This window comes from Rhabdothermincola sediminis, from assembly GCF_014805525.1.
In the GTDB taxonomy this organism is placed as follows: domain Bacteria; phylum Actinomycetota; class Acidimicrobiia; order Acidimicrobiales; family Acidimicrobilacustridaceae; genus Rhabdothermincola; species Rhabdothermincola sediminis.
Window position 1 is genome coordinate 1 of the sequence record NZ_JACFSZ010000031.1, and the last position, 12,002, is coordinate 12,002.

Genomic DNA, 12,002 nt, shown 5'->3' on the forward strand with positions numbered 1-12,002 from the left:
TAGAGCGCCCGGTCGATGCGCCGGCGGCGCTCGAGCAGGCTCGGCAAGAAGCTGCCCTGGCGGAGCTTGGGGATCTCCAGCTCGACATCACCGGCAGGTGTCGACAGCAGCCTCGGGCGACGCCCGTTGCGCTGGGCGGTGCGCGTCTCGGTCCGCTCGAACGGCGCCGCACCGATGAACGCAGTCGCTTCGGCCTCGATGAGCTGCTGGAGGATCCACTCCAGCGACACGCGGATCGTGCCGGTCACCTCGCCGGCCTCGAGCGCGGCGAGCAGTTCGGACAGGTCATGATCGGTGAGGGTCACCGGCGTGTCTCCTTCGTTGTGATCCCGGCAGGAACACCTCGAAGATCACGCCGGTGACCCACCCCAGTGGTGGACCCTCACCCTCCTACACCACCCCTCGGGACGTCCCCGGCGTCACCCTGACCTGACTCGCTGCAGCTTCGGGATCGCCAGCTCGATCGAGCCGACGCTTGTGTCGAACGGACGGGCTTGGCATCCGATGAGCTGGTTCGAATGCTGCGTGCTCCGCTCTTCCCCTGTTGGACGGTCCCGGCGAGGAGGGGCGCGTTTCAGTCTGCGCCGTAGCGGGCGAGGATGCGTTCCCGTGCCGGTGGGTGGATGTTGGCCCGGGCGACGTCGCCGTCGTAGTGGGCCAAGACCCTCGGGTCCATGATCCGCCGCCACAGGGGCGGGAGGTAGGCGAGTCCGAGCATGAGCCCGTACCCCGACGGCAGCTGGGGTGACTCGTCGAAGTGGCGCAGCGCCTGGTAGCGGCGCGTGGGGTGGGCGTGATGGTCCGAGTGGCGCTCGAGCTGGTAGAGCACCACGTTGGAGGCCACGTGGTTCGAGTTCCAGGAGTGCTGCGGGGTGCAGCGCTCGTAGCGCCCGTCGGCACCCCGGCGGCGGGCGAGCCCGTAGTGCTCGATGTAGTTGACGACCTCGAGCAGGCTGAAGCCGAACACCGCCTGCACGACGAGGAAGGGCACGACCCGCAGGCCGAACACGGCCGTGAGCGTGCCGAACAGCAGGACCGAAAGGCCCCAGGCGGTCAGCACGTCGTTGTGCAGGCTCCACACCGACTTGCCCTGACCCCGCAGGCGCCGGGCCTCGAGCCGCCAGGCGGACCGGGCGGACCCGACGATCGTGCGGGGCAGGAAGGCCCAGAACGACTCACCCAGCCGGGCGGAGGCCGGGTCCTCGGGGGTGGCGACGCGCTGGTGGTGACCCCGGTTGTGCTCGACGTAGAAGTGCCCGTAGCCGGACTGGGCCAGCGCCACTTTGGCGAGCAGCCGCTCGCCCCGCTCACGCTTGTGCCCGAGCTCGTGGCCGGTGTTGATGGCGATGCCGGCCACGGTGCCGACGGTGAGGGCGTAGCCGAGCTGCTGCCACCACGCCAGGTCGTGGGTGGCGACCACCCAGCAGGCGTAGACCAGCCCTGCGTACTGCAGCGGCACGAACAGGAACACGATCCAGCGGTAGTAACGGTCCTCGGAGAGCTGCTCCACCGCCCACTCCGGCGGGTTGGACCGGTCCTCGCCGAACAGCCAGTCGAGCAGGGGGATGAGCACCAGGATCCAGATCGGCCCCGAGAACCACAGGATCTCGGCCCAGCCCGAGTGATCCAGCCAGCGGGCCGCCCCGAACGGGAGCAGCGGCACCACCAACCCGAGCAGCCAGAGGTACCGCTTGCGGTCCCTCCAGCGGACCTCGGTCCCGTCGACGGTGGCGGTGAGGGTCTTCACGGCTGGACCTCCGGGAGACGGTCGTGGGCGCCGAGCGCCCCGCGGATCAGGAACATCGAGACGTACCCGGCGACGACCTCGGGCGGGTCGTCGGGGGCGCTGACGGCGTAGCTGACGAGGAGGCGGGTCACGACGTCGGCGAAGCGGCGCAAGCCGACGGGATCCGCGGACAGCCCGGGGGTGTGGGCGGCCACGATCCCCTCGACGACGGCACGTACCTGCCCGAGCACGGGCCCGCCGTCGGTGGTGAGCAGTGGCAGCAGCGCTTCCGGCTCGGTGGTGAGGAGCCGGTCGAGCAGTGGGTGGTCACGGACCACGCGCAGGGCGGCGGCGAGGCCTGCGGCGAGGGAGCGCTCCGGGTCCTCGACGGGTCCGCTGACGGCGAGCACGGCGTCGGCGAGCTTGGTGGTCTCGGATGCGACAACGGCGGCGATCAGGGCGTCGCGCGACGGGAAGTGGCGGTACAGGGTCTGGCGGGACAGCCCCGCCCGCTTGGCGACGTCGGCCATCGAGAGCCGGGCGAGCCCGTGGAGCGTGGCAGCCTCGAGGGCAGCCGTGAGGAGCCGCTCCTCGACGGAGGAGCGCTCGGGCGGATCCCCCGTACCGGCGATGGGCCGCACGTCGCGTTCCTGCGGCACCTCCTGCTCCATGGATGACAAACTAACAGGTAGTGTCACTCTGTCAACATGACGGGGGTCATATCGCACCGCCGTTGGAACCCCCTCGGGCCTGGGCGATGCCCACCTGGGACCACGCCGCCGGGGGTGGGAACCGCCCGGGCGGAGCCTTCCGATCACCCTTGGGCTAGCGTGCGGATGACCAATCCCCCACCAGGAGAACCAACCGTGACCGACGGCAAGACCCCGCCCAGCTCCCTCGTGGTGCTGGGCTTCGACGATCAGTTCGCAGCCCAGGAGATGCTCACCGCGCTCACCCGCATGAGCGCCGAGGGCACCCTGCTCCTCCAGGACGCGGTGTTCGTGTCCAAGACCGACAAGGGCAAGGTGCGGGTGGTCCAGACCACCGACCCCTCGCCCGGTCAGGCCGCTCTGTCGGGCGCGTTCTGGGGCCTGCTGTTCGGCGTACTGCTGTTCATCCCGGTGGTCGGGATGGCCATCGGTGCCGGCACTGCCGCCCTCATGGCCAAGCTCATCGACACCGGCATCAGCGACGACTTCGTCAAGCAGCTGCGCGAGTCGATCAAGCCCGGCAAGGTCTACCTGGCCGCACTCGTGAGCCACGTCAACCCCGAGAAGGCGCTCGAGGAGATGCGGCGGTACGCGGGGATGGCCGAGGTGATCACGGCCAACCTGCCGCCCGACTCGCTGGCCAAGCTCGAGGAGGCCCTCGGCCAGCACCCCGTCACCGAAGGGGTGCCGGAGGAGGAGTCCACCATCGAGGCCTGAGCCTCGCGACACCGGCAGCCGACCTGTCGAACCGCCCCGCTCGGTACCCCCACCGGCGGGGCGGTGCCGCGTCAGCCCGGGGGCGAGTCCTCGAGACGGCGACCCACCCAGGGGCGCTCGCCGTAGCGCTCCTTGTGCACGACGTCGCCCACCGCCCGCCGCGTCGTGGGCCCGTAGCGGCCACGGGGCCAGCCCAGCGGCACCACGCACACCGGGTGCACCGACAGCGGCAGGCCCAGGATTCGGCGGGCCGCCGTCACCGACCACAGCGGGAGGGTGATGAGCGATGCCCCCAGCCCGAAGGCCCGGGCCGCAAGCAGCAGGTTCTGCACGCTCGGGTAGATCGAGCCGTAGAACGACGTCGCCGCGATCGACGGCACCGGCAGGTAGGGCGGCTTGCCGCCGCGCAGGCAGGGCACGACCAGCACCGGCAGCTCCTCGAAGTGGTCCACCTGCCACTGCACCGCCCGAAGGATCTTGGCCATCGACTCGCGGTCGGCCCCGGCCGAGGCCCCGGTCGCCCGCCCGACCAGGCCGGCGAGACCGCCCGCGTCCTGCTGCTCGTTGAGCCAGTGCCCGACCCCGCCGTAGAGGTTCCAGGCGAGGCGGTACTGCCGGCCGAGCGCCGCTTTCGTGGCCCGCTCGGTCACGACCACGAACTCCCAGTTCTGGCCGTTGGACCCGGTCGGCGCCTTGAGCGCGAGCTCGATGCAGCGCAGCACGATGTCCTCGTCGACCGGATCGGGCAGCAGGCGGCGCACGGCGCGCTGGGTGGTCATGGCCTCGACGAGGGGCATGGACAGGCGGTCCCTGACCTCGGCGTAGGTCGGGGTGGGGCCGGGTTCGGAACGCTGGGGAACGTCACGCTCGGACATGGGCCCGACGCTACGCGACCTGCCGAGCACTTGGACGGTGGGCTCGGCCCAGCCACCCCGATCCCGTTCCGACGCGCCTTCGGTACCCCCCGCCCCGCTAGACGCGCAACAGACGAGCGAAGATCGTCGTGGCGTCAGGACCAGTGGAGGACGGCTGCGAGGGCGTCGTCGAGCTGTTCGGCGCCGAGCGTGCGGGCCCGTCGTTCCCACTCGGGATCGTCGGGCGTGAAACAACAGCGGTAGGCCCACACCGCGGCGGCGTGCTCGGGATCGTGGCGGTCACCACGGCGGTGCACCCACTGCTCCAGGTAGGTTGCGACGAGCTGCTCCTCGTCACCGGCCGTGCCGATCTCGAGCGAGGTGGCGTAGGCGACGGCTCCCCCGAGCAGCCCACCGATGCCGTTCGCGATCTGGCCGGTCTTGGGCGCCGCGGTGGCCCCGGGGTTGCCGATCGTGGGCTCTACCCGGGCACGGGGGAGCGCCTCGCGCAGGAAGCGGTCCTGGGCGCTGCCCGGCGGCTGATCCGACAGGGCCGTGACCTCACCCCGTGGGCCGTGCCCGGTGTGCAGGTCCACGGTGAACAGGCGCTCGACTTCACCCAGGTGGTCGACGACGACCTGCTCGAGGATGCGGTTCGACTCCTCGGTCCTCGCCCCGCCGTAGTGCAGTCCGTCGGGATGGCGGTACTGGCCCGAGGTGATGGCGGCACGCACCCAGGGCATCCCCCGCTCGGCGACCACCGCCACGGCCCGGCTGAGCAGGTCGTCCACGGAGGGCATGGTCGGGGTGTCGGGGCAGGCCAGGGGGTGCAGCTCGTCGTAGGCGTCGTTGGGTGGCGGCTCGTGCTGGTCTCGGCGCCAGTTGCGGTTGAGGTCCACGTTGGACTCGTTCTGTCGCCGCCACCAGGCCATGCCCCAGGGGTTCACGGCGTGCACGAGGAGCACCGCGGTGTCCCCGGGCAGGGCCGCCGGGTCGAGGCGGTCGAGCAGGTCGCACTGCAACGCCGATCCGAGGAACCCCTCCACCCCGTGCACGCCGGACAGCACGAGCAGCGCCCGGCTCGGGCGGGCGGCACCCACGTGCACGACGTCGATCGTGAGCCGCTGACCCTCCGGCCCCCGGGCGGCGATCGGGTGGGAGCGACCCTGCAGGCCACGCCGGGCCAGCACGTGAAGGAACCGGGCCCGGCACTCGTCGTAGGTGAGCGGCAAGCGGTCTGCTCGGGCGTCGCCACCAGCGGTCACGGGCGGACCTCCACGTCGACGGTGAGGCCACGGACCCCGGTGGGCCGGTCGAACGGCAGAGCGCCGAGGTCCACGTTGCCCCCGGAGAGGATCACCCCGACCTCCCCCGGAGGGAGCGTCCCCCGCCGGCCGGCGCGCACCACCGCGGCGAAGGCCACCGCCGCGCTCGGCTCCACGACCTGCTTCAGCGCTTCGAACACCACCGCCATGGCTTCGATGATCTCCTCCTCGGTCACAGTGACGATCTCCACGTCGTGGTCGGCGAGGATCGCGAGCGTTCGCTCGCTCAGCACGGCCAGCAGGCCGTCGGCGATCGAGGTGGTGTTGTGCTCGGTGACGAGCCTGCCGGCGGCGAGGGAGCGACGGGCGTCGTCCACGCCGACCGGCTCCGCCCCGACGACGACGATCGCCGGGTCCACACCGTGGGCGGCGATCGCGGTGCCGCCGAGCAGCCCGCCACCACTCACCGGTGCCACGACGCTGCGCACGCTCGGCACCTGCTCGAGCAACTCGAGGGTGGCGGTGCCCTGGCCGGCGATGACCGCCGGATGGTCGTAGGGGTGGATCTCGACCGCCCCGGTGCGCTCGAGGACCTCGGCAAGGATGGCCTCGCGAGCCGCCAGGGTCGGCTCGCACAGCACCACGGTCGCGCCGTGCGCCTGCGTCGCCGCGCGCTTGACCTCGGGGGCGTCGGCGGGCATGACCACCCAACACGGGATCCCCCGGGTGGCGGCCGCCAGGGCCAGCGCCGCGGCATGGTTCCCCGAGGAGTGGGCCGCCACACCGCGGGCGGCCGTCGCGGCGTCGAGGGCCTGTACGGCGTTGGTGGCCCCGCGGTACTTGAAGGCGCCCCCCCGCTGGAGGTGCTCGCACTTGAACCACACCGGCCTGCCCACGAGGGCGTCGATGGACGCACTGCGCAGCACCGGGGTGCGACGGACGAACCCGGCGATGCACACCGCCGCCCGACGGACGTCGTCGATCCCCGGCAGCACGGTCCCACGCACGCGCCGTGCCTACCACGATCCGCGATCACGACGACAGCCGTTCCGCTCGCTAGGTTTCGCCGGTGCGATCGGAACTGGAGCTGCTGGGACTGCGAGCCGCCGATGAGCCCGACCGCTGGCGCCTCGAGGTGCTCGATCGGCTCACCCGGCTCGACGGTCGTCTCTACGGTGGTGCCGCCATCGCGGCGTCGGTGGCGGTCGCCGAAGCCCTCCCCATCCCTTGTTGAGCACGACCGCATCCGACGCCGACAGCCGCGCCCGGAGGTGGGGACGAGGGCGGGCGCGGGGACGCCGGGAGCGGACGTGGCGCCGGCCGGGCACGCTGCCACACTGAGCCGGTGAGCCGACTCGAGCGGCACCAGGTGTGGGTCTACCTCGCCGCCATCGCGGTCGGCCTCGGCGTCGGGCTCGCGGCACCCCGGCTCGGGGAGGCATTGGAGCCGGCGGTGTGGCCGACGCTCGGGGTGCTGCTGTACGCCACCTTCCTGCAGATGCCGCTCGCACACGTGCCATCCGCCGTGCGCGACGTGCGGTTCCTCGCCGCGGTCGTGCTCACCAACTTCGCCGTGCTCCCCCTCGTCGTGTGGGCGCTGCTGCCCCTGACCCCCGATGATCCGGCGGTGCGCCTCGGGGTGGTGCTCGTGCTGGTGGTCCCCTGCACCGACTGGTTCCTCACCTTCAGCCACCTCGGTGGCGGTGACACCCGCCGTGCCCTGGCCGTGACCCCCGTCGTGCTGGGCGTGCAGCTCGTGCTGCTCCCGGTCTACGTCCGCGCCTTCACCGGCGAGTCCTTCGCCGAGCTCACCGGGGTGCGCACCGCCGTGACCGTGTTCGTGACCCTCATCGTCATCCCCCTGGCGGCGGCGTGGCTCACCGAGCGCCGGGCCGAACGCCACAAGCCCACGGCCCGGCTGCTGGCCCGCGCCTCGTCGTCGCCGGTGATGCTGGTCGCCATGGTCGTGCTGCTCATCGCCGCCTCCCAGGCGTCGGTCGTGACCGACTCGGGCCGGGTGCTGGTCCGGGTCGGCGCCGTGTACGTGGCGTTCCTGGCCGCCGCGCTGCTGGTCGGTCGTGCCATCGGCGGCGTCGTGCGGCTGCGGCCCGCCGCCACCCGCACGTTGATCTTCAGCGCCGGCACCCGGAACTCGTTCGTGGTGCTGCCGCTCGCGCTCGCCCTTCCCGGTGACTGGTCGCGCGCCGCGGTGGTCGTGGTGTTCCAGTCCCTCGTGGAACTGCTCGGCATCGTCGCCTACCTGCGGGTCGTCCCCCGGATCACCCCCGGGGACGACCCTGTCACCTCATCCCCTCCGCCGGGTTCTCCTCGGGCGGCAGCGGCGTCCCACTGCTGGCCCAACGGCGGAGCCGGTCGGGGTCACACGTGGGACACAGGTGAACCACCCGCACCGACGTGATGGACAGTTGGGTGCCCCTGGCCTTCTCCCACACCGCCTGCGCCGCCGGGACCACGTCGGTCGAGTCACAGGTGGGGCACCGGGGCCGACCGTCCCGGATCCACGAGGCACCGCAGGCTTCGCAGGTGACCTCGATACCGGCGTCGACGGGGCGACCGCTGAGGTGCTCGTCGGTCCTGCACACCGGACAGGTCAGATCGTCGGACATCACGCTCCTTTCCGGCGGAGCTGGGCGATCGCACGCTGCTGGCGCTGCCACAGTGCCGGGCTGAGTGACACATGGTAGGTGTGCGGGTTGATGAGCCGTCGCACCCGGGTGTCGAGCTCGTCCACGTCACGGGCCCGACGCTCGATGATGGCCTCGAGTGTCGGGCGTTGCCCCTGCCGGGCGCGCCCGGCCCAGACCAGCTCGTGGAGCTCCTCCCAGCCGACCATCTCTTCCCGCCGCAGCGTGCGGGAAACCTCGGCGCGGAACGGGTGACGTAGGAGCTGCTCGTCACTTTCGGCGAACGGCTCCTCGTCGTCACACATGAGCAGGTCGGCCACGGCACGGCCTCTCCGGTCCCGCAGGCGGAACGTGCGGTTCGGCCCGACGACAGGGATCTTGGCGGCGGACTCGGACAGCTCGAGCGCCGGTGACGAGCCCCGCGCCCGTCGCCCACCGCGGTGAGCTTGTAGACGCCGTCGAGACCCGAGTTGCCCGCCGAGGTGATCAGGCGCGTCCCCACCCCGTAGACGAGCCGGCGCCGGATGGACGCCGGGTCGAGGCCCTCGCGTCGGGCCTCGACGTCGATCTGGGTGAGGATCTGCCAGATCGTGAGCTCGTCGAGCTCGCCCGACAGCACGATGGAGGCCCGATCGAACCCGGCGGCGTCGAGCAGGAGGGCTGCCTGCACGCTCAGGTGGGCGAGATCACCGGAGTCGAGGCGCACGCCGACCGGCTCGAAGCCGGCATCCCGCAGTTCGCGGAACACCGTGATCGCGTTGGGCACGCCGGAGCGCAGCGTGTCGACCGTGTCCACGAGCAGGACGCACTCGTCGGGATAGGCCCGTGCGAAGGCCCGGAACGCGACGATCTCCCCTCGCGACGGCCCCTCGGGCGCTCCTCCGCCGTACAACGCGAGGTAGGTCTGTACCATCGAGTGCGAGTGCGTGCCCCGGGGCTCACGGCCGAGCGCGACGGCGGCCTGCACGTTCGAGGTGGCGACACAGCCGCCGATGAGCGCGGCTCTCGCCCCCTCGTCGACGCTCGGACCGTGCCCACGACGCATGCCGAACTCGAGCACCGGCGAGCCGCCGACGGTGTCGACGATGCGCGCTGCTTTGGTGGCGATCAGCGTCGGGTAGTCGCACACGTTCAACACGTAGTGATCGGTGAACAGGGAGCTGCGCCGCCCGCAGGACGACCCCGTTCCCCTCATGGACCGGCGCGCCCGACCAGCACGACCCCCGCCGTGGCGAGCTCCTCGGCGGCCCGCTCCCCGTCACCGGGTCGCAGCTCCACCGCCCGGGTGGCGGACCACAGCACCGACGTGGTGAACCCGGCACGGCGGGCGTCGAGCGCTGTGGCCTTCACGCACACGTCGGCGGCGAGCCCACACACCACGACCCCTTCGACGCCCCGTTCACGCAGGAACCCCGCGAGCCCCGTCGGGGTCGTGGTGCCGGTAGCCGGGTCCTCGACGTGAACGCCGAGTAGCCGTCCTGTCCGCCGGTCCCCTTGCGCAGGACCAGGTCGGCGTCACGGCTCAGCAACGGGTGCAACCGAGCCCCCCAGGTCCCCCGGACGCAGTGGACCGGCCAGGTACCGCCGTCGGTCACGAAGTGGGGGGTGCGCTCGGGGTGCCAGTCCTGGGTGAGCACCACCGTGGCCCCGGCCGAGCGGGCCGCTTCGCTCTCGTCGTTGATCGGCCCGACGATCGCTTCACCACCGCGCACGTACAACGAGCCCGCCGAATCCGCGAAGTCGTTCTGGACGTCGACCACGACGAGAGCGGTCCGGCGCCGTAGGAGCCCAACCCTTCGGTCACGGCACCGAGCCTAGGCGGCAGGACCTCGACCCGCCGAGGGCCGTCGGTAGCGTCTCGCACGGTCGTCGACGGACCGCCAGCCGGTCACTCCCCGCTCGGCACCGGAGCCGGGTAGGGATCGATGGTCGGCGGCAGATCACAGGTGTCACCCACTCCCCGGCCGTCGAAGACCCGCCAGAGGTGGTCGCCGACGATGGAGCACGTATTGCGGCAGACCGTGATCGCGACACGACTCGCTGGCGCCGCCGGCTTCGATCCGCGGCGCGCGTCGTGCTCCCAGCTGCGACCGACGGACCGAACGGCGGGCCGAGATCCGCAAGCGCCACCCGTTCATCGTCAGGGTCAGCGGTAGCGCGAGATCGCGAAGGACTCCCCGAACTTCGCGCCCACACCCGTGCGGAGCCGCGGCCAGCAGGCGACGGCCTCGCGCCCCGTACTTCGAGCCTTTGTACGATCCCGGCATGACGCGGGAGCTCTCCACTGTCACCCTCGACGGCGGACTGACGCTCTCGTACGCGGAGCAGGGCGACAAGTCGGGTCCGGGACTGGTGCTGCTGCCGGGACCCACGGATTCACGGTGCTCGTACGAGCTGGTTCTCGAGGAGCTTCCACGGTCGATCCGGACCGTCGCCGTATCGCAGCGCGGGCACGGCGACTCTGACAAGCCAGCCACCGGCTATCGGGTGGAGGACTTCGCCACCGACGTCGTGGCCCTAATGGACGCCCTCGCTATCGATCGGGCCGTCCTGGCTGGCCACTCGGGCTCGTGCCTCGTCGCTCGCCGTGTCGCAATCGATCGGCCCGAGCTAGTCGCCGGACTGGTGCTCGAAGCGTCACCAACCACACTCCGCGGCCACGCGGGGCTCACGGAGTTTGTTGACTCGGTCGTCTCAGGTCTGGAGGACCCGATCGACCCCGACTTCGCCCGGTCCTTCATGGTCGACACCTCCTCCTCCGAGGTCGAACCCGACGTGCTCGATCGCCTCGTGGGCGAGCTCCTGAAGGTGCCTGCGCGCGCCTGGCGTGAGATGTTCGCGGCGCTGCTGCACTACGACGACCTAGCCGAGCTCGGCAGCATCACCGCACCAACCCTGTTGATCTGGGGCGACGCCGACGGGGTGATCGACCGCGGCATGCAAGACACGCTGGCAGCGCGCCTGCCGCGCAGCGACTTGGTCGTATACCCGGGCGTCGGGCACACCCCGCGATGGGAGGACCCATCGCGCTTCGCTGCCGACCTGGCCGCATTCGTCGACCGTTCACTGCCGCGCCAAACCTGATGCCTCCGCGCGAGCAGATGGCCGAACCGGCGATCGTGAGCCTTAGCGATGACCGGTACACGCGAAGGACTCCCACCAGCGAGCTGCGCCGGGCCGGCCCTCGGATCAACAACAAGCGCATCCAGCGTCTCTGGCGCGAGGAAGGACTGCGGGTGCCCTACAAGAAGCGCAAGAAGCCCTACCGCGGGATCGGCACCGCCGTCGGTGCTATGTGCCCGATCCGACCGAACGTGTTGTGGGCGTTGGACTTCCAGTTCGACACCAGCGCCGATGGCCGCACTCTCAAGCTGCTCAACGTCGTCGACGAGTTCACCCGAGAATGTCCCGCCATCGTCGTGGACCGGCGCATCGACGCCGACCGCGTCGTCGCCACCCTCCGTGCCACCGCGGCGGTGCGCGGCTTCCCCGCGTACCTGCGCTTCGACAACGGGCCCGAGTTCATCGCCCAAGCGGTCGCGGACTGGTGCCGGTTCAACGGGGTGAACACCATCTTCATCGACCCCGGCTCACCCTGGCAGAACGCCTGGATCGAGTCGTTCAACAGTCGTCTGCGCGACGAGCTGCTCAACGGCTGGCACTTCGACAGCCTCCTCGAAGCCCAGGTGCTCATCGAGGACTGGCGGATCGACTACAACACCAACCGACCCCACAGCGCCCACGGCGACCTCACCCCCAGCGAGTTCGCCCAGGCCTGGACCACCCGACACCAACCAGCACTCGCATAGCAGCTGGACCACCCATCGGGGCCCGCTCAGGCGCGCCTGGTGCTCCCGGCCAGCCCGTGTTGTTGGACGTCGAACCGGGCGGGGACGAGTCCCATGACGCGTGGGCTGGGTTCCTCGAGGACCTCAAGGCCCGGGGCCTGCGAGCGCCACTGCTGGTCATCTCCGATGGCGCATCTGGCCTGTTGGGCGCCGTCGAGCACAAGGTTGCCCACCGCGCTGCGGCAACGGTGTCTGATCCACCGGGCCCGCAACGTGGCCGCCAAGGTGCCCGCCGAG

Annotated in this window: 14 protein-coding genes and 1 pseudogene; 6 read left to right on the top strand and 9 right to left on the bottom strand. The window is 71.3% G+C overall.

Annotation, left to right across the window (positions count from 1 at the left end):
• From HZF19_RS15795 to HZF19_RS15805, 3 genes are all read right to left on the bottom strand, one after another.
• On the bottom strand, positions 1-305 hold a 305-nt coding region (locus tag HZF19_RS15795; RefSeq protein WP_372443476.1), incomplete at its 3' end, for a transposase.
• A gap of 269 nt (positions 306-574) precedes the next feature.
• On the bottom strand, positions 575-1,747 hold the full coding sequence (locus HZF19_RS15800; protein ID WP_208029763.1) for an alkane 1-monooxygenase: 1,173 nt from the start codon (positions 1,745-1,747) through the stop codon (positions 575-577).
• The gene (locus HZF19_RS15805; protein ID WP_208029764.1) at positions 1,744-2,397 is read right to left on the bottom strand and encodes a TetR/AcrR family transcriptional regulator; all 654 of its coding nucleotides are present in this window, start codon (positions 2,395-2,397) and stop codon (positions 1,744-1,746) included. The genes HZF19_RS15800 and HZF19_RS15805 overlap by 4 nt, the downstream gene beginning before the upstream one ends.
• A gap of 195 nt (positions 2,398-2,592) precedes the next feature.
• On the opposite strand from HZF19_RS15805, the gene HZF19_RS15810 reads away from it, so the two are divergent.
• Positions 2,593-3,153 carry a DUF1269 domain-containing protein gene (locus tag HZF19_RS15810; RefSeq protein WP_208029765.1) on the top strand — a complete coding sequence of 187 codons (561 nt, stop codon included), beginning with the start codon at positions 2,593-2,595 and terminating at the stop codon, positions 3,151-3,153.
• Between the two features lie 71 nt (positions 3,154-3,224).
• On the opposite strand, the gene HZF19_RS15815 is transcribed toward HZF19_RS15810, so the two are convergent.
• The 3 genes from HZF19_RS15815 to HZF19_RS15825 form a co-directional block, all read right to left on the bottom strand.
• Positions 3,225-4,028, bottom strand: coding sequence for a nitroreductase family protein (locus HZF19_RS15815; protein WP_208029766.1), 804 nt, complete (start codon positions 4,026-4,028; stop codon positions 3,225-3,227).
• Positions 4,029-4,162: 134 nt separating this feature from the next.
• A complete protein-coding gene (locus HZF19_RS15820) occupies positions 4,163-5,272 on the bottom strand; it encodes a DUF2817 domain-containing protein (RefSeq protein WP_208029767.1) in 1,110 nt (369 codons plus the stop codon).
• On the bottom strand, positions 5,269-6,279 hold the full coding sequence (locus HZF19_RS15825) for a pyridoxal-phosphate dependent enzyme (RefSeq protein ID WP_208029768.1): 1,011 nt from the start codon (positions 6,277-6,279) through the stop codon (positions 5,269-5,271). The genes HZF19_RS15820 and HZF19_RS15825 overlap by 4 nt, the downstream gene beginning before the upstream one ends.
• Before the next feature lie 62 nt (positions 6,280-6,341).
• Between HZF19_RS15825 and HZF19_RS15830 the strand changes: the two genes are divergently transcribed.
• Both HZF19_RS15830 and HZF19_RS15835 read left to right on the top strand, forming a co-directional pair.
• Positions 6,342-6,506: a hypothetical protein gene (locus HZF19_RS15830; RefSeq protein ID WP_208029769.1), complete on the top strand. Its 165-nt coding sequence runs from the start codon at positions 6,342-6,344 to the stop codon at positions 6,504-6,506.
• 111 nt (positions 6,507-6,617) lie between these two features.
• Positions 6,618-7,691, top strand: coding sequence for an arsenic resistance protein (locus tag HZF19_RS15835; RefSeq protein WP_208029770.1), 1,074 nt, complete (start codon positions 6,618-6,620; stop codon positions 7,689-7,691).
• 207 nt (positions 7,692-7,898) lie between these two features.
• Here the strand turns inward: HZF19_RS15835 and HZF19_RS17325 are convergent, their stop codons facing one another.
• From HZF19_RS17325 to HZF19_RS16670, 3 genes are all read right to left on the bottom strand, one after another.
• A complete protein-coding gene (locus HZF19_RS17325) occupies positions 7,899-8,504 on the bottom strand; it encodes a hypothetical protein (RefSeq protein WP_307781258.1) in 606 nt (201 codons plus the stop codon).
• A 604-nt stretch (positions 8,505-9,108) separates the two neighbouring features.
• On the bottom strand, positions 9,109-9,297 hold the full coding sequence (locus tag HZF19_RS16990) for an isochorismatase family protein (protein ID WP_307781257.1): 189 nt from the start codon (positions 9,295-9,297) through the stop codon (positions 9,109-9,111).
• Complete coding sequence (locus HZF19_RS16670) at positions 9,264-9,677, bottom strand: isochorismatase family protein (RefSeq protein WP_208029772.1); 414 nt, start codon at positions 9,675-9,677, stop codon at positions 9,264-9,266. The genes HZF19_RS16990 and HZF19_RS16670 overlap by 34 nt, the downstream gene beginning before the upstream one ends.
• A gap of 505 nt (positions 9,678-10,182) precedes the next feature.
• Between HZF19_RS16670 and HZF19_RS15855 the strand changes: the two genes are divergently transcribed.
• The 3 genes and pseudogenes from HZF19_RS15855 to HZF19_RS15865 all read left to right on the top strand — a co-directional run.
• The gene (locus HZF19_RS15855; RefSeq protein WP_208029773.1) at positions 10,183-11,001 is read left to right on the top strand and encodes an alpha/beta fold hydrolase; all 819 of its coding nucleotides are present in this window, start codon (positions 10,183-10,185) and stop codon (positions 10,999-11,001) included.
• 17 nt (positions 11,002-11,018) lie between these two features.
• On the top strand, positions 11,019-11,726 hold the full coding sequence (locus HZF19_RS15860; RefSeq protein WP_268962987.1) for an IS3 family transposase: 708 nt from the start codon (positions 11,019-11,021) through the stop codon (positions 11,724-11,726).
• Between the two features lie 47 nt (positions 11,727-11,773).
• Positions 11,774-12,002, top strand: a pseudogene (locus HZF19_RS15865) (transposase); the annotation flags it as partial.